Genomic DNA, 21,398 nt, shown 5'->3' with positions numbered 1-21,398 from the left:
TCCTTATTGAATCTCACTGTCATCTTTTATATACTCTCTCTTAACTATTGCAAACATGACAGCATCCACAAATTGATTTTTCTCATAGAAGTAATCTTTTAAATGACCTTCTTCTTGGAAGCCTGCTTTTTCCAAAAGCTTTCTAGAGCTTAGATTGTCTGGGTCTATCAACGCTTCAATTCGGTTTAGTCCAAGCTCCTTTAATCCATAGGTTATCCCTACTTGTAGCACTTCTGTCATAATTCCTTGCAGCCAATATTGTGGTGCTAGTTCAAAACCAATTTCTGCTTTAAAATGTTCTATTGATCTATTCACGAAACCGAATGTTCCTATAATGCGATTCTCCGGTTTAATGGTTATTCCCCATCTTATTCCTTGTTGATTTTCATATTTATCATTCCAATTGTGAATTAGGTGTTCAGCTTGTCCTATTTCAGTAAAGCTTTCCAAGTCATAATATTGAGTAACTTCGTCTTTGGAAAAGTAATCATACAGATCTTTTGCATCTTCAGTTTGTAGCTGTCTTAAAATGAGTCTAGAAGTTTCCAATATTGGGAAAGAAGGCATGAACATGATTCCTTTCGTTATATCTCAGCTAGACCAGCATGATTAATCAGAGAATGTGGATGCAGCCGTTTGTATGTAAGTTGCTGCCCGATTCAAATCAAAGAAATGAACATGTCCTTGATCTAAAAGCAGTTACTGCTCGTTTCATCAACATCCTAAAAGGGTCCCAGTTCAAATGCTAATGCCATGATTGGACACGATAAAGCCCCGATGATAGTCGCAATGGCAACACACTTTTTTAAAAATTAGACGCATTGATCCGTAGGTATGTTGCACGAATATATATATAACCATACATTTTTACCTATTTTTAGTGATTATATTCATGATTGCAAAAAATTTGAATTTCACGCAAACTTGACTGCATCCTACTTTCTAACTCGTCCTTTGGTAAGGAGGTTCTGTACCTCCTCCACCCTTCCCTCCCATTGTTCCACGACTGACCTCATAGATCATTCGTTGTTCTCCCGCTTCTCCTTCTTTGCGCCAACGCTCTATGAAAGTTACTAGATACTGTTCCTTTATGGCTGTTTCAACAACCGTCGTTTCCCTTTCAACCTCATATCCTTCAATTTGCAGCTTCTGCATTCCAATATGTTTGGGAAACTTATCGATTGTGGTACCGCTGCCCGAAGTAGCGAAATCGACTGCATCTATAGCGGTGAACGGAGGTTTTGGCGGTGAAGACACATACAGGGTACCCACGATAAGTCCAAAACAAATAACAGGTACGGCCAGCAGCAAGATGCGAGTACTCCTCTTCATGAATGGTAAGAAGCGGAGCATTATTCTATCAAAACCAAAGAAAAGAATCGCTGCTATACCGCCCATAATACTAAATAATGAGGACTGAAACATAATTCCGAACAAAAGCCCCATAACAACATGGCAAAAGCCAGATACCAACCCTTTAGCCGAATCCGTAACTTTCCATTTCTTAATTGCAAGCTCCAGAAGTGATGAGATGAGAATGCCATAGAGAAAGATACTCGGTATCGCGTATAACGCAATGACAGAGGCCCACGACGAATAGGTTCCAGCGGCATGCCAAGATGTACCTCCCACAGTCATAAATGGAAAGGAAACCAAAAGTACGATCGCCCATGAAGAGAAATATGCAGCTAGACATTTTCTGAAGAGCATCTTTATGTCCCCCTTTTGAACTATTGTCCATGTAGTGAGCTTTACGTAGATCAATATGAAAAAAACCTGAATTCTCCGATAGATTCTCCTTATTCACTTGTAAACGATTGTACCATATTGAATACAATTAGATCTTTGTCTATATACAAATTTATCCACATATATTGTGATGCCTTGATTTGCAATCCCCTCCTGTACCAGTTGATCAATGAAAAAATTTCATTTTCGAGATAAGAAAAGCGAAAAATGGCTCTTTCGCAAACGCTGCGAACAGAGCCATGTATTTACCAAGTCGTTCGTTTTACCATATTTGAGGAATATCTTTTTGGCTTTGGCTACGACATAACCGCTGCCTCCCCGTTTCTTTACATCCTCAATCATCATCGTGAGCAGCAGTTGTTTAAGACTTGCATCGAACTCGATAAACCAGCCGTTCTCCAGCCCGTCCTCGCCCTTCTTCAGCTTTAATTCCGCTGTTCCTGTCTTGCCTGCGATGTTCATACCTGAAATATAAGCGCCGTGCCCAAATCCCCTCGGGTTTCGGACTGCCTCCACAAGATCTTGACGCACAATTTCGGCAACCTCCGGTCGGATAACATCTCGCTTCCATATGGCATCAGCCGAATGAGTAGCCGATTTCACCACGATCGGTGCAACCAGATTAATATAACGAAATTAGGCCTCCATTAAAATAGACAAACGATCACAGATTGCTGACATTTCAAATGAAAATAGACGATCCCATGAAGGGAACCGTCTATTTAGGAGTGATCTATGGGTTAGCATAGGAGCAGTTGGCGGCTTCTCCCACATCTTAGCATATGTAAATCTATCAACTGAGGAACGACTAGTTACTCCCTTACAAGCGCACATTTTTGATAAGTACAATCCATCAGCCTTCGACCATCATAACATACATTAGGACATACGGAAGGAGGCTGGAATTATGGGATATTTAGGCGGAGCTGGCGTAGGTTGCGGAAGTTGTGCAGGTTTTGGTCTGGGGACTTCTACAGGTGTAATTCTTGTTCTTTTCATTCTGCTTGTGATTATTTTGAGAACCTTCATCTAACATGAACGGCTAATATCTTGATTTAATCAAAAAACAGTAACCCTAAGGGAATGAATTCCCATTAACGGTTACTGTTTTTTTCATCGCGAAGCCTGTAACAAATATTGTCCATCACTTCAGTATTTAAGATCTCATAAGGTTTAGATGAAGCTTAATTCGCAATAAATTCCTGAACCCACTCGCTGTTATAATAAGCAACACCGATTTTCGTATAATTAGGGCTCAAAATATTTTGTCGATGCCCTGCACTATTCATCCATGCAGTCATTACATCCTGAGGTGTCTTCTGACCCATGGCAATATTTTCACCAGCATACGTATACCGGATACCATAGGACTTCATCATGTTGAAGGGAGAACCATAAGTAGGGGAAGTATGATCAAAATAATGATTGTTGTACATATCCTTCGCTTTATCCAATGCCATTGCCGACAAAGCGCTGTCGCTTGCGAGTGGTTTCAAACCTGCTTTTGTGCGTTCCTGATTCACCAATGTAACCACTTGACTCGCAAAAGCGGAAGTGGTTGTCGAGCCGCCAGTTCCCTGTTGAACAGTGGGTGCTGAACTTGTCCCAGGAATATTCAATACCATGCCCGGCCAAATGTTATTGGCGTTTGTCACCTGTGGGTTGGCTTGAACAAGCGAGCTTAAGCTAATCCCATGCTGCTTGGCGATCGTCCACATCGTATCGTTACCTGTTACTGAATAGGGTGCAGCCGAAACTGCCGTGGCTCCGATGATCGTGCCCAGTGCAAGCAAACTGGTTAATACAGACTTCTTCATAAACATAGTAAACATCCTCTCTTTTTTTACGGCCTACGAGGTTAGCTGACGGGTTCGGGTCAAAGAGCAAGCACCCTGCCATACATATGGCTTCACCCCAAACGATGGGTTCCCCATGCCTCAATAAGAAGCTTCGGCCTAACTGATTCTCTCAAAAAATAAGATGCTCAGCCTGAAATTAGCTGTTCTTTTAAGAGAGTTTTATTTTAACATGTGAAATGGCGAAGCACACTGCACAAAGTTTTCCATTCATGGTCTCGAATTTGAATAAGGATGAGACATTCATAGAATCGTCATTGTTCCTCTTATGTTTAAGCTATTATGTGATTTAAATCACATATCTCTTGCAACGAATCTGGCATGATAAGAGCAAGAAATTTGCGTAATCTGGAACCATTTATTTGAAGAAAGTGAGGAACGGTGACTATGGACTTAATTATGCTAGCACGCACGCAGTTTGCTTCAACAACCATTTTCCATTTTTTCTTTGTACCCGTATCAATTGGTCTCGCTCTGTTAATCGCGATTATGGAAACCATCTATGTGGTTAAAGGACGGGAAGAATACAAGCATATGGCTCAGTTCTGGGGCAAGCTTTTCCTGATCAATTTTGCCATCGGAATTGTCACAGGTATTTTGCAGGAGTTTCAGTTCGGCATGAACTGGTCCAATTATTCCCGCTTTGTAGGCGATGTATTTGGAGCTCCATTAGCTATTGAAGCACTGCTGGCTTTCTTTATGGAATCAACCTTTATCGGAATATGGATTTTTGGTTGGGATCGCCTCTCGCCCAAGCTTCATTTGCTCAGCATTTGGCTGGTCACGCTGGGCACGTCCATGTCAGCATTTTGGATATTGGCCGCCAATTCGTTTATGCAGCGCCCTGTCGGCTTTACAATAGCCAATGGAAGAGCTGAGATGAATGACATCTTTGCCCTGTTAGGAAATGGGCAATTATGGGTGGAGTTCCCCCACACCTTGCTTGGAGCTTTTGCCACTGGAGCCTTTTTAGTTACTGGCATCAGCGCGTGGAAGCTGCTTAAAGGCCAGAACATGTCTTTCTTTCGCAAATCGTTTCAAATCGCTGCGCTTGTAGGCATGATTGCCTCCGTTGGTGTTGCCTTGTTTGGTCATCAGCAAGCTCAGTATCTGGTCAAAACACAACCCATGAAAATGGCTGCCAGTGAAGGCTTATGGGGAAAAAGCGGTGATCCAGCTGCATGGACTGTTGTTGCAAGCATTGATCCGGTTAAACAGACCAACCGCGGTGAAATCAAAATCCCATATTTGCTCAGCTATTTATCACACAGTCAATTTTCCGGTGAAGTGAAGGGTATGCATGAACTGCAGGCTCAGTATACCGAGCAGTATGGGCCCGGAAACTATATTCCACCTGTACGCACGACATTCTGGAGCTTCCGCATTATGGTGGCTGCCGGATCGGCTATGATTCTGCTCGGGATGTATGCTGTCTATTTGTGGATACGCAATAAAATGGGGAAGCCAGCTGCATGGTTTATGCGATTCATGATTGCCGGCATATCCCTGCCGTTTATTGCCAACACCGCTGGGTGGATTATGACCGAAATCGGGCGCCAACCGTGGACGGTTTTTGGACTTATGCGAACCGAGGACGGGATTTCCCCATATGTAACTGCAGGCCAGGTATTGTTTTCACTGATCTCATTTACAACGATCTACTCGGTGCTTGCTATATTAATGGTTGTGTTATTTGTTCGTATTATTAAAAAAGGACCTTATGATTCGGCCATATCAACTCCCGAATCAAGTGATCCTTACGAGGAGGGGTATCATGCTGTCACTAAATGAACTATGGTTTATACTGGTTGCGGTATTGTTCATTGGTTTCTTTTTTCTGGAGGGGTTCGATTTTGGTGTCGGGATGTCGACCTCGCTTCTTGCGCGTACCGATATCGAGCGACGGGTGTTGATTAACTCCATCGGTCCATTTTGGGATGGCAATGAGGTATGGCTGATTACGGCAGGAGGAGCCATGTTCGCCGCTTTTCCACATTGGTATGCAACCATGTTCAGCGGCTTTTATACGCCACTTGTCCTAGTGCTTCTCGCTTTGATCGGACGTGGAGTCGCTTTCGAATTCAGAGGCAAGCTGGATAGCAGCCAGTGGAAGAAAGCATGGGATATCGTCGTTTTTCTGGGCAGTCTTCTTCCTCCCCTGCTGCTGGGTGTTGCCTTTTCCGGCATGATAAAGGGACTACCGATCGGCAGCGATATGGAAATGAGGGCAAGCTTTTGGGACATCGTCAATGGTTATACTTTGCTTGGGGGAATATGTGCTGTAGCGCTTTGTCTGCTGCACGGGCTTCTGTTCATTACTCTGCGCACCACTAGTGATCTGCAGATACGGGCACGTCTTCTGGCGAAAAGACTGCTTCCTTTTGTTGCGGTCCTGCTCATAGTGTTTACCTTTATGACCTATGGGATGACTGATCTGTTCGAGCAGCACGGCGTTATGTTAACTTTAACTGCTGCCCTCAGCTCAATAGCTTACCTACTCTCAGGTTTGTTTATAAATCGCAAGATGGATGGATGGGCGTTTGGAATGACAGGAGCCGTTATAGGATTGTCCGTCGCCTCTATCTTTATCGGCCTATTCCCGCGTGTCATGATCAGCTCGATCAACAGCGCGTTCAGCTTAACGATTCATAATGCCGCATCAGGAGCTTATTCGCTTAAGATTATGGCCATAGTATCTCTATCCCTTCTGCCCTTTGTCCTTGGCTATCAGCTATGGAGCTACTTTGTTTTCCATAAACGGGTCCATGAAAAGGATCATCTAGAATACTGATGGGCCGCGAGCTCATGATGTTCAAGGGAATAAGGGCTGTCTTGAGTATCATAACGGTTTTCACTCTTGTTCAATGCGGCTGCATGATCGTAGCTGCCAAAGTATTGGCAGAGCTCATTTCTGAATTGTTCGCAGGAGCGGCATTGGACACCCAAGCGGGCAAGCTGCTGATATTTACTTTCGCATTTGTAGTCCGCCACCTGATGGCATTTCTGCAGCAGCGATCCGCGGATCACTTCGCCGCAGCAACAAGTAGTACAATGAGACAAAACCTGATCAACAAGCTTTTTCAGCTCGGACCCAGGTTTACGGGTGCTCAAGGTACAGGCAGCCTGACAACACTTGTACTTGAAGGTGCAGGACAATTTCGCAGCTATTTGGAGCTGGTCATTCCACGAATGGTCGGGACAGCGGTTGTTCCGGCCGTTCTTCTTATCTATATTACGTTCCAGGATGCTGCAGCAGGTTTGATTCTTGCTATCACGATGCCCATTCTAATCGTATTTATGATTCTGATCGGGGTTGCGGCTAAAAGTCAGGTCGAAAAGCAGCAGGACTCGTACCGAGGATTATCGAACCATTTTGTGGATTCCCTCCGTGGCATAGAGACACTGAAATATCTTGGGTTAAGCGACAACCATGCTTTAACCATTGAAAAAGTAAGTGACCGGTTCAAAGCAGCCACGATGCGTACACTTAGAACGGCTTTTTTATCCTCCTTTGCCCTTGATTTTATTACGATGCTGTCCGTTGCGTCAGTCGCTGTAAGTTTAGGGTTACGTCTTGTGAATGGAACCATTCTGCTCGCTCCTGCTCTGACGGTGCTGATCCTTGCACCCGAATATTTTCTTCCCGTTCGACTGCTTGGCTCCGACTATCATGCTACATTGAAAGGTAAAGAAACGGGAGCGGCCATGATGTCCATCCTTCAGCTTCCAGCCCAGAACTTGCCTTTCATGGAGCCAAAGAAAGAGATAGCATTCATGTGGAATCAAGCTAGCTGTCTGACCCTATCATCGGTTGGTGTGAAGCACGACGAGGAGTCCCCCTGCTCTCTTGAAGGGATCTCCCTAGATATAAAAGGCTATCAAAAAATCGCCATAATCGGTGAAACCGGAGCGGGAAAATCGACCTTGATTGAAGTAATCGGCGGTTTATTGGCTCCTTCAACAGGCCATTTGGCATGGGATGGCAGTAAGCTGGCAGACAATCACCTGCATGAGGCTTGGTGCATGGAAACCGTTTATATACCACAGCATCCTTATTTGTTCAGCGGCTCCATGACGGACAATATTCGATTTTATAGGCCTGATGCAACTCTGGAAGAGGTTCAGCAGGCTGCTGCCCACGCTGGTTTGAGAGCATGTATCGACAGCCTGCCGAACGGCATGAATGAGTTGATTGGCGGCGGTGGACGACAGCTTAGCGGCGGACAGTCACAGCGTGTCGCGCTTGCAAGAGCTTTTTTAAGCGACAGACGTGTGCTTTTATTGGATGAGCCCACCGCCCATCTGGACATTGAGACCGAATATGAGCTTAAAGAAACGATGCTGCCCTTATTTGACAATAAGCTGGTTGTTCTGGCCACTCATAGGCTGCACTGGATGCCGGATATGGATCAAATTCTTGTATTGGAGCATGGAAAGCTGGCTGAGGCTGGCACTCACAGGCAATTGCTTGATAAAAAAGGCTTATATTATAGAATGATGCTGTCCCAGTTGGAGGAAGTACTATGAAGCCAGATACTATGAAGGAACGATGGCTCTCCCCCTATTTGCGGCCTTTTTTCGGGTCATTTCTATTGATTGTCGGATTAGGCGTATGCACACTTGCTGCAGCTGCTGCTTTAACCTTTACTTCAGGTTATCTCATATCGAAAGCGGCTCTTCGGCCTGAAAATATATTAATGGTTTATGTCCCAATTGTTGCTGTCCGCACTTTTGGAATCAGCAAGGCCGTTCTTCATTATGTTGAGCGGTTGGCTGGTCATCATACCGCTTTGCGTATTCTTTCCTTGATGCGAGTGAGGTTGTACCGAATGGTTGAACCGCATGCCCTGAATTTCTTCACCAAATTCAAGACGGGTGATCTTCTGGGGATATTATCGGATGATATTGAGCAGCTTCAGCATCTATATCTTCGAACATTGTTTCCAAGTGCGGCTGCGCTGATTTTATACGGCGTCATTACTGTTGCTCTTGGTACAATGGACATCAGCTTTGCTTTCCTGATAGCGATATATTTGGGGTCTCTTCTGTATATCATGCCCTTAATTTCATTACTGCTCACGAAAAAGCGGCAGAACCAGCTTCAGCATCACCGTGGTCTGCTGTATCAGAAATTAACGGATGCCATTATGGGAATGGCGGATTGGACCGGAAGCGGCAGACAAAAGGATTTTATTGAAAGCTATGAGGCAGATGAACGTCGAGCTGCCGAAGCCGATCAAGCTTTACGGCGGTGGGAACGCTGGAGAACCTTACTCGGACAATGGATCGCTGGGATTGCTCTATTATCCGTAGTGATATGGGCAAACAGCCAAGTTAGTGGACAGCATATTCCTGTTACATGGTTGGCTGCTTTGGTGCTGGTTGTGTACCCAATTATGGATATTTTTCTTTCAGTCATGTCCGCAGCAGATAAGCTGCCGCAATATAAAAACGCATTGGTTCGACTTCAGGCTATAGACAAGAGCATGCTTCTCTCCTCTGATTACAATCAAGATGCCACACAATTGAAAGATGGACTGCCAGCGAGTCTGGACTATATCCATATTCAATTGGACAACATCAGCTTTCAATATGATCAAGCAGCTTCATGGACCGTGAAGAAGCTTAGTCTTGACATCCCGCAGGGTAAGAAAATTGCGGTTATCGGGCGCAGCGGAGCCGGTAAATCTACTTTGCTTAAGCTGCTGCTTGGGGCATTACAGCCGAGCACGGGAATGATCTCCGTAAACGGTATTAAGATCAATAGCTTGGACCAACCAGTACAGCAGTATATTGCGGTTCTCAACCAAAATCCTTATTTATTCGATACAACTGTAGCGAATAATATTCGACTTAGCAATCGAGCAGCCAATGAAAAGCAGCTGCAGCAAGCTATGGAACAAGCACAACTTACTCGGCTTCTTCAAGGACTACCCTTGGCCGAACAGACCATGATGCATGAAGCAGGCAAGCGTTTTTCCGGAGGCGAACGCCAGCGTGTAGCGCTTGCCCGGATTTTACTACAGCAACGTCCTGTAGTGCTATTGGATGAACCTACGCTGGGTCTTGACCCAAGAACTGAGAGAGAGTTGCTCTCCACTCTGTTTCAAGCATTGGAAGGAAAAACAATCATTTGGGTGACCCATCATCTGGTTGGAATTGAACAAATGGACGAAATTGTCTGTATGGATGACGGTGAAATTGTGATGCGCGGAACGCATCAACAGCTCTTGCAAAGTTATCCAAGATACAGGAAGCTGTACGCTCTTGATAAACCCCCCATGCATGCGTAGTAGGGAGGTACTGCCAATGCTGACCCTTTTTCCATTCGCTGTTCACCTGTGTTCAAAAATAACCAAAGCTATGCAGATCGCCATGTACTTGCTACCAGTTCCAATTGCTCTTTTGGAGTCCGAATCTTTCCATCCATGCAAGAAGTAAAGGCTTATGTACTGCTTGAAGTGATTGTTCTGTACACGTTGATTCTGGTATATAATCAAGTTCCTTTGCCTTTTTCATGGTTGATTCCGACAGATTGTTCGTAATCACTGCCTGGTTAAAGCATGGAGGCGCAATATAGAATCGATTCGTACGATCCAGAATCATTCGTGTATGATCGGGAGGTGTAACCTCAACCTGAACAGTCATTGAGACAACCAAAGCAACAACGAGGATAACGGTTCCTGTAAAAATACGTTTTGGTATAGGTTTCATTCCTGACACCATCCTTTGCATAATCTTGTACTCTACTACTTTACAGGATATAGCAAATAAGTTGTATGACTACAAAGAGCTATTTACGGCACAAAAATCAAAAGACAGGATCTCTGATTTGCAGAGAATACCTGTCTGTAGCATTCGAGTGGGAGCCATCCTTCGATTAACTCCTTTCCTGTCGTGTTAATCCTTTTAGCCGCGCAGCTTGGGCAGCATTTGCTGCAAATCGAGCATGTAGCCGTAGCGAGGCACGGAAATGATATATTTGCCGTATTTAGCCAGCTTCTTGCGCAATCGATATACTAAGGTATTGACTTCCTCTCGACCGACATCAGGAATATCGTCTATTCCATTAGCCGCTCGTTCAGGCCAGATGTTCATCCGGATTTCATCATAGCTCACGGCAGAGTTAGCCATTTGATACAGCAGGCCAAACAGCTCGGTATCCTTGCTGGACAAATAAATTTGCACGCCGTCAATCATGATCTCTCTCCTGTCCATATTTACAAACAGGCCGTAATGTTCTTCCCTGTCTTCATCGGTTGGAAGCGGAAATTCCAGAGTATCCCCGACACGTTTTTCATTCATTTTATGAAAAGTAAGCACCGCAACGCCTCTAGCCAAACTTATGATGTCACCATCATGCAGCAAAAAGGGTTTATTATTACCAATAACAGTATGATTGACCCGAGTTCCATGCTTGCTCATCAAATCGATAATAAAAAATCGATCATTCTCTACAACAACGACGGCATGCCTTCTGGATATATATGAGCTGGCAAAATGGATATCCGGTACTACCTGTTCCCACACACGCCCAATAACGGTTTCCTCTTTCAGCAGGTAGCAAGGATTTTCCTGATTACCGGTTTCGCCCTGATTGATAGTCATATACACGTCGTGATCGATCATTTGCATAACTCCTTTACAAACAATTACTTAGGCTCGATAATCCTGTATTCCAATAATATATCGGTTGCCAGATCTTTTATTTTTTGTGGCGATATCGTTCCCTGTCCGTCCATATTAGCGGCAAAAACATACGCCTGCTGTTTACTTTCGACAAAGCCTACATACCATCCTGCTAGAGGATTGTTCCTTGTTCCTGTTTTTCCGTAAAGTGTATAATGTTCTCCTTCGTCTTGAATCAGCATCCGTTTGACAGTCTTCATCATATTTTTGTCTAAAGGAAGCTTTTCCTGAACCAAACAGCTGAGGAAATCAACCTCCTCTAGAGGTGAAATTTGTAACGAGCTGTTCAACCAAAAGGTATCGATTCCCGCTGATATGTCCTTATTCCCGTAGTTAAGCTTATTCAACCATTCCTGCATACGCTCCTTGCCAATATCACGGGTTATAGCTTGATAATACCATAATGCGGAAGTCCGCATAGCAGATCCCAAGGTGTGATCCTTATTCCATTCCTCCCTGGTTCTTTTCACACCATCCCAGCGTTTTACATCGTATTCATCTTTTACCGCCCCGACCTGTAGACCGATTAAAGCATTAACAATTTTAAATGTCGACTCTGGAGGCTGTCGCTTAAGAGCCCGTTCTTTATTAAATATAAAAGTTTGATCCGAACGCAAATTACGCAAAACAAAGGTACCTTCATTATTGGGAAAATACTTGTCCACATTCATTATAGAAATGTCTAAATGTTCGATCTGCGGCTTACTTTCTCGATCCGCTTCTCCTTGTATCAATTTCGTATCGACCATGGTTTGGCTTGAACAGCCAGCAACCATTGCTGAGAGCAGCAGCAACCCAGGGATGAAAAGTTTATTTTTTTTCAAGAGTCATTTCCCCTTTTGCTTATCATTAGTTACTACACGTGAACTGGCTTAATAGGATTTAATATAATGGAATGAGGCACTTTATTAAATAGACAATCGATAACAGCTTGCTGACATTTTCGTTATTTCCGTTTCACTTGAAGGTCGTTTTTTTAGGATTCTCACCTGATCTTTAATCTTTTTGCAACATTTTATCCGTCTTTCCCGTTTGTATTAACATAGAACGACAAACCATATGCTCCCAGAGCTCCATGGGTCCTATTCTAACAACAACCAACAGGAGGTATTACCATCATGAAACAATTCAAAGTATTAGGGGCAGTCCTAGCTGGAGCCCTCATAGCAGCCAACGTCGTATCCGCAGCTCCAAGCGAGCCAGTGCCCGTCGTGAAACCCATGCCGATTTCTGCATCCATTCCGCAGGATTCCTACGGCAGTCTGAAATTCAATCTCGTTATTAATGGAAAAGGATTTTCGCCAGACGAAGCTTCCCTATACGTAGGTGCAAACAATACTATTATGGTACCGATCCGTGCTGCAGCTGAAGCTCTTGGCTATAATCTGACTTGGATGCCAACCACGCAGTCACTGGAGCTCATCAAAGGCAATCAATTTCTAACCCTTCAAATTGGACAAGACAAATACAGTTTTGCTAAAATGCTCATTCAGCTCGAAGTTACGCCGGAGCTAAAGAACGAGAAAACATATGTACCGTTGTCATTTTTTGAAGAAGTGATGAAGCTTCAAGTTACGGCTAGCCCAACGGGGACAATCACGATTAGTTCCCAACAACAGGGCGGCGAGGAAGCTGTTTCGGATACAACCAAGCAAGGAACTATCACCAGTATCACTTATCGTGAAAATGGTGGAGAAATCGGCGTGAATGGCTACGCTCATGGCGTTCGTCTAAACATTTCCAATGAAACGGAAATCGTATCGTCCGACAACCAAAAGCTGAAGCTCGCTGACCTTCAGCTTGGCATGTCCATCACAGCGGAGCACAGCATGGTTATGGCCATGAGCATGCCGCCAATGACCAATGCAAAGAAAATTATCGTAAAAGAAGCTCCTGCTGCTCAACAAAGCTTAGGCACGACGGGAGTCATCGAAGAAGTGACCCCATCGGAGGAAGGCACAACACGGCTTGTGGTCAAAGGTACTAAACTTAGTGATAATTCCTTCGAAACCATCGTATTGAACGTTTCAAACACCACGGCGATTATCGGCACCAAAGATAATCAACCGATTGCCGTCGATCAGTTGAAGCAGGGCGATAAAGTGTTTGCATTCTACGGTCCTATCCTGACCAAAAGCTTGCCTCCAATCGGCCAAGCAGTCAAAATCGTCGTAGAAAACTAAGTTCGCTAGTCGACTCATATTTGCTAAATAAAGCTGGCCCACAGCCGCTGAATCCTGATTTCGCTGCACTCCTGAAGCTGCTGTATGCGAAAGTCTTGATCAGCGTAACTTGGGCCATTTTTTTTATACTATTCATCTCTAAAAGGACTCGATAAAAGTTCACTAACTATTTTGACTCTCAATATATATAAGATCTGGCACCTACTTTTGCGATAATAAGCTTCCTGGGATCGCTACTGGATATAAGCCGCCAAAGGAAGGCAAAGTCAAGTTGATCGTACCGATCCGATAAGGATGCCGATTCGGTGCTTCCAGGCTTTCTGGATTTGTTCAGGCCCGTAATGATCTCATCACTAGTTCTGATTCCGATGCCATGCCCATAATAAAGATCCTGCTCCATCTTGACGACATTTTCCCCTCTCCACCAAGGGGTGGAAGGATCAAAATCAGGATTATTAAAATAGAGAATATCCCCTGCCACAGCTTCATTTGGATCCGTTTTGTCATTCAGGCGTAAGTTGCTGTTAAAATGCCAATCATATAACAAAAGATCCGAATACAACATATCGAACTGTTTGGGATCAATAGATTCAAGCACGGCTTTATACAAAACGATGGTCACAGCTGTTGCACACTCAAACGCATATAAGCGTCCATTCTTAAAAATATCCCTTATCCCATCCTGTGAGGAAACTCCATTCTTTAATTGAAATCCTCCATTATCGAGACGATCCCAAAATTCCTCGTTACATCGGGAATGTTCAAAGTCGGAAAATTGGACACCGCTCTTGTTGAGCGACCGCGAGGATTCTACGATATGGAATCGTACAGCCAATTCAAACAAGAGACCCTCAACGGAATCATACCGGTACTCCAAAGAGCTGCTTTTCATGGTCCGATACATGCTTTGTTCCAACCCGGACAGTGTACTATCGTCGAAAGCCGTTTCGCTGTTACCCGCAATTATGATCATCGACTTCTCCTCCTATCACATCATTTTTTAGGCATTTGTTTATTTTATGGGTTTTTACTTAATACGTGCCTCATGAAACACAAGGTTGTTCTACAACTGCTGAACCATTTATAAAAGAGCATAAAAAAAAGGCAAGTCCCTCAGCGGAGGAACTTGCCTTTTTTATTTGTTATGAATCGAGGCTAGAAACGGAATAGCCATCGGAATGCCGCCTGATTCTTTTAAATAACTCGGGAAGCGCAACGCCAACCATGACCAGTACGACCCCTATCCACTGGAGTGCACTTACGTGTTCATGCAGGACGATAGCGGATAAAAGCACTGCAACGGGTAGTTCGGAGGCACCCAGAATACCGGTCATGCCTTCTCCAATATGAGGAACCCCTATCGCAAACAGGACTGGAGGTAAAAAAGCACCGAAGAGACCGAGCATGAATCCAAACAGTAGGAGGTTTCCCAATAGAAGTCCGTTGATCAGAAAGTAAGGTGGGAATAAAATGAACACGAGCAGCATTCCACCTGTAATCATCCAACCGCTGCGGTATGCCGGATGAATGGAAGGCAATACCTTGCCGCTGAGCAGAATGAACATGGAATAGCTCAACGCAGATAACAGCCCCAAAGCAACCCCGATCCAGTTAAATCTCGACATCCCCTGCTCTACGATTCCTGCAGCCAGTAAAGTTCCACCGAACAAGATGACTAGCGTGAGAAGCACGATTCCATTCGGCCGTTTTCGATGACTTATAGCGTGAATCAGAACCCCGATCCAAGTAAATTGGAATAATAAAATGATAGCCAGAGAATTCGGAATGTACCGAAGCGATTCGTAATACAGCAATCCAGTTATGGCCGTAGGCGCTCCGGCAGCCATAAGTAACAAGCGTTGTTTCCAACTCAGTTTCGAGGTTACGGTTGATGCTTTCCTTGATATGGATCCAGACTTACCTCGTTCCCGCCACTTCGTAAACAGCATGAATCCCCATGCCAGAATAAATCCTACGAACAACTGGCTGCCAACAACTTCTCCGAGCCCGTAGCCTTCCCCATACGCCGTAACGACAATGGTTGAAAGGATGCCGTAACAGATCGCACCTAAAAAAACAGATAACAAATATTTCATTTCTATGATGTCCTCCCTTATTTCTCGCAGCCTACAAAAAAGCAAAAAACTCCCTAACTATGAATACAGAAAATCATCTAAGATGGTCCTGTATTCGTAGTTAGGAAGTTAAGGCTTCCTGTAGAAACCCTCACCCTAAAGTCGTGAGGTTATACGAACGAATTATGAATGATGATTACAACAATAAATTGAATCATACATGGTGTGTCAGCTATTGTCAATAGGATGAGCCGTCCACTCCGACTGATGACTATTGTAACACAAATCATTGTGTTTAAAAGCTCTTGAGTAAAACTACCATTTTTGGATATAGTCTGCTTTATAGTCCCTCAGCTTTTCAATTAATGCTGCTGCGTCATTGTCAATTAAAAATAAATGCTTATAAGCTTCTCTTACAAACCCTTGTTCAATCATATGATCAAAAAGTGATACAACCGGTGTATAGTAATTATTTATATTTAGCAATGCACATGGTTTATTATGATATCCTAGTTGAGCCCATGTAAAGACTTCAAACCATTCCTCCAAAGTGCCTGTTCCACCAGGGAGTGCGATAAATCCATCAGCATACTGTGCCATGAGTGCCTTTCTTTCATGCATCGTATCCACGATATGGAGCTCTGTTAGATGTTTATGAGCAATTTCAACATTTGCGAGTTTTTTGGGTATCACTCCAATTACCTTGCCACCCGCTTCCAGAACTGCATCGGCTACAGCCCCCATACAACCGACTGTTGCTCCTCCGTATACAAGGTCAAGACCATTCGCTACCATAGCTTTCCCCAATTTTCTAGCTTCATTCATATAGATAGGATCAATTCCTGAACTCGATCCACAGTATACAGCTAATGTTCTCATAGTTTCGTTCCCACTTTTCTCTATAATATTTGTTATCATACATTATATTAAAAGATGGCTATATACAAGAAAAATTTGTTTGCAGGCATATAGAGCTGCTTTACTTCTTGGTTCTGCTCTTTAACGCAGCAACAGGCCACCGCGGCGGCCTGCTGTCTTTAGCTTATTGACTACATATCCAAACTATCATTTCACCCGGAGTACGGTTGCTCCAAGCAAAATAAGGAATCGCTTTGATTGGGGCTGGTACTCTTTGATAATTCTGCGTTGTATAGAGTGCATTGTCGTCCTTTTTCACTTCGCTGCGAGTACCTGTTCCCGTGATTACCGTAACTCCACCCAGCAGCCCAGCATCAAAGTACGTATCCAATTGTATATCATTTGGAAGGAAAATGTCCTGAAGATTCACTCCATTGTCTTCTTCCTCTAAACAAAACACCACCGGACCGCGCTGCAGCGCAGCTTTTCCTGCATTCGTCCTCACTTTTGGATTGGATCTGATGATTTCTACCGGCATAGAAAGGTTCAACTCTACCAGGTCGCCATTTTCCCATGACCGATTTATTTGAGCGTACCCGTTGTTGTTGATAACAAGTTCTGTTTCTTGTCCGTTGATTGAAATTTTCGCATCTTTACACCACCCAGGTATACGCAGCGAAATTGAAAATTCCGTAAGCTCATCCATGGTAAGCTCTAGTGAAACCTGACCGTCCCAAGGATACTGTGTTTGCTGATTCAATGTAACAGGCTTACCGCCGATTTCCAGTTCTACCTTGCTACCGATATATAAATGAACATAAAGCTCAGAATGATCCTCGTCTTTTGCATAAATGTATTGTCCTAAAGAGGAAATCAACCGAGCGATGTTCGGCGGACAGCACGCACAACCGAACCATGGTTGTCTCGTTACTTTTACCTTGGACATGTCATCGCGAAAATTTGCAGTTTCAGGCCACACCTCAAGCGGATTGACATAAAAATAGCTTTTACCGTCAAGAGAAATACCACTTAATACCCCATTGTATAACGCAAGCTCCATAACATCAGCATAATCGCGGTTCATATCGATCTGCTGCAGCCGGTGCGCCCATAACATCAACCCGATGGCAGCACAAGTTTCCGTGTATGCTCGATCATTCGGCAGGTCAAAGGGAACCGTAAACCGTTCCTCATACGCGGAAGAACCAATGCCGCCGGTAACATACATTTTAGTCCGTACTACGTCATTCCATAGCTCTTTGCAAACGTTTAGCAGCTCTAAATCATTGTATTCAGCAGCTAAATCAGCCATTGCACTGTAAAGGTAGACAGCCCGAACAGAATGTCCTTCGGCCGTCTTTTGCTCCCGAACCGGTAGATGCGCCTGATAGTAATCGTGCATCCGTTTGTTTTTATAGCTTTTTCCTTGGGACTCTCTTTCCTTCGCTTCCAGATCAAAGAAATGCGGCTTTTGGCCGCGTTCATCGACGAAGAATTTGCTGAGTTCCAAATAAGCTTGTTTGCCCGTAGCTTGATACAGCTTCACCAAAGCAAGTTCAACTTCTGGATGACCGTCGTAACCGGGTTTCTTACCCTCCTCTACACCGAAAACCGTACCGATGTAATCCGCATATCGGCTCATAATGTCGAGAAACTTCTTCTTGCCAGTCGCATCGTAATAAGCTACGGCCGCTTCCATTAAATGGCCTGCACAGTAAAGCTCGTGATCTTCTTTTAGATTGGTCCATCGAGCACCTGGCTCTTTCACTGTGAAATATGTATTTAAATAACCATCCCGCTGTTGTGCTCGGCCAAGCAAATCGATGACCTCATCAGCAATTTTTTCCAACTGTCTATTGCTTTTTTGAGAAAGCACGAATCCTACAGTCTCTAGCCATTTGCCAAGATCACTGTCTTGAAAAACCATTCCATAGTAATCACCTTCCGTATCTCCTGCTGCAATACGAAAATTGTCTATGGTATGGCTCGGCTCTGCACCAGGAATCGCATCGTTCAAAGCGTCCCACTGATACGGGACAACGGTTTCAGCTACATTACGTTCTCGTGTTGACCAAAAGGAATCTTTTATCGTCACCTGCTTAAGAGATACTGCTCGTACTCGTTGTAGAATCCCCATCCCCATATCCTTCATGACCATTCTCCTTTTCTATTTCAGGTTAGGCCCAGTACATTTCACCTGAGTTTTCCATGATGATCATATCTTTTAAGAAATCAACAGCTTTGCTAAATCCTTCTTGGATTGACATCAGTCCATCTTCGTGTTCGATGCTGATTGCATGATCGTAACCGACCATCTGCAACGCGCTGATGATTGCTTTCCATGTCTCAGTTCCATGACCATAACCTACCGTTCTAAAAACCCAAGACCGATTATTCACATCCCTGTAAGACTTCGTATCCAACACTCCATTGACGGAAACATTCTTTGTATGAATGCCTGTATCTTTGGCATGAAAATGATAGATTTTATGTTTCAACTCCAGAATGCATGCTACCGGATCCATCAGCTGCCAAAACAAATGGCTGGGGTCAAAATTAACGCCGATATGATCGCCACCGATTTCACACAGCTTTAATGCCGTTTCACTGTTATAAACGTTAAATCCAGGATGCGGTTCTACAGCGATTTTCACACCATTTTCTTTAGCAAACGAGCCCATTTCCTTCCAATATGGAATCAGCTTGTGTTCCCATTGCCAGTTGACCACCTCACTAAAATCAGTTGGCCACGGACATGTGATCCATACCGGATATAGGGAATGCTCTGATTCACCTGGACACCCCGAGAAATTGACCACAGTACTTACGCCGAGTTCTTTGGCCAGAAGGATGGATTTACGAAAATCATCGTCGTGTTGACGGGCAATTTCCGGGTTCGGATGAAGCGGGTTGCCATGGCAGCTTAAGGCGCTGATTTCAAGCTGATGTCGATCGAGCAGCGATTTCACTTTGTCGATTTCATGTCTGGACTCGAGCACACGATGTGGATTCAAGTGATGATTACCCACATACCCACCTGTTGCAATCTCTACGGTTTGCAAGCCTTGACTTGCAACCATTGATAACGCCTCTTCAAGCGAGTATTTACGAAATAGTGTCAAAAACACGCCTAGCTTCATAGAAAAATTCCTCCTTGTGATATATGAAATAAATGACTTGTGGAACTCGTATGGCCTTAAAAGAATCAATCTTTCATCGAACCGCTGGTCAAGCCGCTGACTATATATTTTTGCAAAGAAATAAAAATCGCGATGATAGGAATTGCCGCGATCGTAGCGACAGCCATTAAGTTATTCCACTGCGTACCGTATTCACCGCTGAACTTGCTTAACCCCATTGTCAGAGGACGAATTTTCTCGTCGGAGGTGAGTGTAAGGGCGAAGATAAAGTCCCCCCATCCCCACAGAAAGCAGAAGGCGCCAACCGTCATTAATCCAGGTTTTACCAATGGAAGGATGATCCTCCAAAACGCAGCAAATTTATTGGCGCCATCAATGAGGGCTGCTTCCTCCAGACCACTTGGCAAGGAAAGAAAATAAGGACGAAGTACCAAGATTGCGAACGGCAGCGAGTGGGTCGTATTGGCGATGATTAAGGCTGTATAGCTGTTAATCAGTCCCATTTTGGAAAAAGCTATAAACAATGGCATGGCAAGCATAATGCTCGGCAGCATTTGCGTGGTCAGCAAAAGGATCAATACGAGCGGTTTACCGCGAAGCGGCAAGCGTGCCAAAGCGTAAGCTGATGGCGCCGCAAGTATTAAGGTCAACACCATACTGCCAAAGGCGATAATAAAACTGTTGCCAATATAGTTGAAAATCGATTTGTTGTGGACAAAGTTATTAATGTAAGCCTCAAGTGTCGGTTCAAAAGGAAAATAATGCGGCGGGTTTGCAAACAATTCTGTAGACGGTTTAATTGAGGTTATAAACATCCAATACAAGGGAAACAAATAAATCAAAGTGGATACTGCGGCAATGAGTGCTGTCGTATATTCCCGCTTGTTAGTTCGATATCCCGTCATTGATGCTCCTCCTTCCTAACTATCCATAAGTAAACGGATGCCAAAGCAATCAATACGAAAAACATGAAGCTTGCAGCGGTAGCTCCCATGCTTAAGTCATAATTCGTGAATGCCATACGGTAAGCATATAACGGGAATACGGTAGTTGAATTGACAGGTCCGCCTCCAGTCATAATGTAAATCAAATCGAACACTTTGAAAGTATAAATAATACCCAGCATCAAAAGTACCATAATCGTCGGCTTCATTAATGGAAGCGTAATGTTCGTAAATTGGCGAAATCGGCTCGCCCCATCAATTTTGGCAGCTTCATACAAATGATCGGGTAATGATTGTAACCCTGACAGCAAAATAACCATATTGAACGGAATACCAATCCAGATATTGGCCATAATGGTTCCAGCAAGTGAGGAATGATGTTCAGTCAGCCAAAACACAGGTTTATCGATAATCCCGATTACTTGCAATAGGTGATTGATGACTCCAAAATCGCCTGCAAACATCCACTTAAATAAGGTAGCGGTAATAATGATCGGCATCATCCAACCCAATAGCATAATAGAACGCATAAAATCACGTCCGGGAAATTTACGGTTGAAGAACAACGCCAGCGCAAAACCGATTGTAAACTGAAATAATATACTGGCACTTGTAAATATAGCTGAATTGGAAAAGGAAACTGTAAATAACGGATCTTGAAACATCGTTTGATAATTTTGCCACCCGACAAACTCATGCTCACCGCGTAAATTCAACAGGGTCACATTTTGAAAACTGAGCACAATATTGTATATTATCGGAAATACCATGAAGGTGACCATAAACAGCAGTCCAGGGAGGATGAACACATAATTACTCCAACTTCTCCACTTCCATGACGAAGACGTCCGGGAATCAGGCTGTGCTGTACGAATGACTGTCTGTTTCTCTTGCATGAAACTCT

20 protein-coding genes and 2 riboswitches are annotated in these 21,398 nt (G+C 44.0%); of the genes, 6 read left to right on the top strand and 14 right to left on the bottom strand.

Annotated elements, in window-relative coordinates; genetic code table 11:
• Positions 1-3 precede the first annotated feature (3 nt).
• The 3 genes from BM210_RS17240 to BM210_RS17230 all read right to left on the bottom strand — a co-directional run bounded on the left by BM210_RS17240 (position 4) and on the right by BM210_RS17230 (position 2,358).
• Positions 4-567 (bottom strand): GNAT family N-acetyltransferase, encoded by a 564-nt coding sequence (locus tag BM210_RS17240; RefSeq protein WP_091170593.1) that lies wholly within the window; start codon positions 565-567, stop codon positions 4-6.
• 375 nt (positions 568-942) lie between these two features.
• Positions 943-1,710 (bottom strand): hypothetical protein, encoded by a 768-nt coding sequence (locus tag BM210_RS17235; RefSeq protein WP_091170591.1) that lies wholly within the window; start codon positions 1,708-1,710, stop codon positions 943-945.
• A 219-nt stretch (positions 1,711-1,929) separates the two neighbouring features.
• Complete coding sequence (locus BM210_RS17230; RefSeq protein ID WP_256223752.1) at positions 1,930-2,358, bottom strand: penicillin-binding transpeptidase domain-containing protein; 429 nt, start codon at positions 2,356-2,358, stop codon at positions 1,930-1,932.
• Between the two features lie 298 nt (positions 2,359-2,656).
• Here BM210_RS17230 and BM210_RS35370 point away from each other — a divergent pair, with 298 nt between their 5' ends.
• Positions 2,657-2,782 carry a YjcZ family sporulation protein gene (locus tag BM210_RS35370; protein ID WP_218184936.1) on the top strand — a complete coding sequence of 42 codons (126 nt, stop codon included), beginning with the start codon at positions 2,657-2,659 and terminating at the stop codon, positions 2,780-2,782.
• Between the two features lie 151 nt (positions 2,783-2,933).
• Here BM210_RS35370 and BM210_RS17225 read toward each other — a convergent pair whose 3' ends face one another.
• On the bottom strand, positions 2,934-3,566 hold the full coding sequence (locus BM210_RS17225) for a CAP domain-containing protein (RefSeq protein ID WP_091171049.1): 633 nt from the start codon (positions 3,564-3,566) through the stop codon (positions 2,934-2,936).
• Positions 3,567-3,581: 15 nt separating this feature from the next.
• Positions 3,582-3,715, bottom strand: a riboswitch (cyclic di-AMP (ydaO/yuaA leader).
• A gap of 277 nt (positions 3,716-3,992) precedes the next feature.
• Here BM210_RS17225 and BM210_RS17220 point away from each other — a divergent pair.
• Genes BM210_RS17220 through cydC form a run of 4 tightly spaced genes read left to right on the top strand, consistent with a single transcriptional unit; the run spans position 3,993 to position 9,898 of the window.
• A complete protein-coding gene (locus tag BM210_RS17220; protein WP_091170587.1) occupies positions 3,993-5,396 on the top strand; it encodes a cytochrome ubiquinol oxidase subunit I in 1,404 nt (467 codons plus the stop codon).
• Positions 5,380-6,396: a cytochrome d ubiquinol oxidase subunit II gene (gene cydB, locus BM210_RS17215; protein WP_091170585.1), complete on the top strand. Its 1,017-nt coding sequence runs from the start codon at positions 5,380-5,382 to the stop codon at positions 6,394-6,396. The genes BM210_RS17220 and cydB overlap by 17 nt, the downstream gene beginning before the upstream one ends.
• A 41-nt stretch (positions 6,397-6,437) precedes the next feature.
• Positions 6,438-8,132 (top strand): thiol reductant ABC exporter subunit CydD, encoded by a 1,695-nt coding sequence (cydD, locus tag BM210_RS17210; protein ID WP_371263489.1) that lies wholly within the window; start codon positions 6,438-6,440, stop codon positions 8,130-8,132.
• The gene (gene cydC / locus BM210_RS17205; RefSeq protein WP_256223699.1) at positions 8,129-9,898 is read left to right on the top strand and encodes a thiol reductant ABC exporter subunit CydC; all 1,770 of its coding nucleotides are present in this window, start codon (positions 8,129-8,131) and stop codon (positions 9,896-9,898) included. The genes cydD and cydC overlap by 4 nt, the downstream gene beginning before the upstream one ends.
• A gap of 91 nt (positions 9,899-9,989) precedes the next feature.
• On the opposite strand, the gene BM210_RS17200 is transcribed toward cydC, so the two are convergent.
• From BM210_RS17200 to blaOXA, 3 genes are all read right to left on the bottom strand, one after another.
• Positions 9,990-10,319, bottom strand: coding sequence for a hypothetical protein (locus BM210_RS17200; RefSeq protein ID WP_091170580.1), 330 nt, complete (start codon positions 10,317-10,319; stop codon positions 9,990-9,992).
• Between the two features lie 195 nt (positions 10,320-10,514).
• Entirely contained in the window at positions 10,515-11,234 is a 720-nt protein-coding gene (locus BM210_RS17195; protein ID WP_177237860.1) for an FHA domain-containing protein, read from the bottom strand.
• Positions 11,235-11,257: 23 nt separating this feature from the next.
• The gene (blaOXA, locus tag BM210_RS17190; protein ID WP_256223751.1) at positions 11,258-12,043 is read right to left on the bottom strand and encodes a class D beta-lactamase; all 786 of its coding nucleotides are present in this window, start codon (positions 12,041-12,043) and stop codon (positions 11,258-11,260) included.
• Positions 12,044-12,412: 369 nt separating this feature from the next.
• Between blaOXA and BM210_RS17185 the strand changes: the two genes are divergently transcribed.
• Positions 12,413-13,477, top strand: a complete 1,065-nt coding sequence (locus tag BM210_RS17185; RefSeq protein ID WP_091170575.1) for a copper amine oxidase N-terminal domain-containing protein — start codon at positions 12,413-12,415, stop codon at positions 13,475-13,477.
• Between the two features lie 178 nt (positions 13,478-13,655).
• On the opposite strand, the gene BM210_RS17180 is transcribed toward BM210_RS17185, so the two are convergent.
• The 7 genes from BM210_RS17180 to BM210_RS17150 all read right to left on the bottom strand — a co-directional run bounded on the left by BM210_RS17180 (position 13,656) and on the right by BM210_RS17150 (position 21,390).
• Positions 13,656-14,450 (bottom strand): protein-glutamine gamma-glutamyltransferase, encoded by a 795-nt coding sequence (locus BM210_RS17180; protein ID WP_091170572.1) that lies wholly within the window; start codon positions 14,448-14,450, stop codon positions 13,656-13,658.
• Between the two features lie 169 nt (positions 14,451-14,619).
• Positions 14,620-15,573 carry an EamA family transporter gene (locus BM210_RS17175; protein ID WP_091170569.1) on the bottom strand — a complete coding sequence of 318 codons (954 nt, stop codon included), beginning with the start codon at positions 15,571-15,573 and terminating at the stop codon, positions 14,620-14,622.
• Between the two features lie 77 nt (positions 15,574-15,650).
• A riboswitch (purine riboswitch) is annotated at positions 15,651-15,750 on the bottom strand.
• A gap of 117 nt (positions 15,751-15,867) precedes the next feature.
• Positions 15,868-16,431, bottom strand: coding sequence for an LOG family protein (locus tag BM210_RS17170; protein WP_091170567.1), 564 nt, complete (start codon positions 16,429-16,431; stop codon positions 15,868-15,870).
• A 163-nt stretch (positions 16,432-16,594) separates the two neighbouring features.
• Positions 16,595-18,562 (bottom strand): glycoside hydrolase family 127 protein, encoded by a 1,968-nt coding sequence (locus tag BM210_RS17165; RefSeq protein WP_218184935.1) that lies wholly within the window; start codon positions 18,560-18,562, stop codon positions 16,595-16,597.
• A 25-nt stretch (positions 18,563-18,587) separates the two neighbouring features.
• On the bottom strand, positions 18,588-19,550 hold the full coding sequence (locus tag BM210_RS17160) for a sugar phosphate isomerase/epimerase family protein (protein ID WP_091170564.1): 963 nt from the start codon (positions 19,548-19,550) through the stop codon (positions 18,588-18,590).
• A gap of 65 nt (positions 19,551-19,615) precedes the next feature.
• Complete coding sequence (locus tag BM210_RS17155) at positions 19,616-20,455, bottom strand: carbohydrate ABC transporter permease (RefSeq protein ID WP_091170561.1); 840 nt, start codon at positions 20,453-20,455, stop codon at positions 19,616-19,618.
• Positions 20,452-21,390: a carbohydrate ABC transporter permease gene (locus BM210_RS17150; protein WP_091170559.1), complete on the bottom strand. Its 939-nt coding sequence runs from the start codon at positions 21,388-21,390 to the stop codon at positions 20,452-20,454. Before BM210_RS17150 ends, BM210_RS17155 begins: the two co-directional genes overlap by 4 nt.
• Positions 21,391-21,398: the final 8 nt, after the last annotated feature.

Source organism: Paenibacillus sp. 1_12 (assembly GCF_900114475.1).
Classification (GTDB): Bacteria; Bacillota; Bacilli; order Paenibacillales; family NBRC-103111; genus Paenibacillus_S.
The sequence above is the reverse complement of the archived record's forward strand: the minus strand, read 5'-3'. Positions and strand labels throughout refer to the sequence as shown.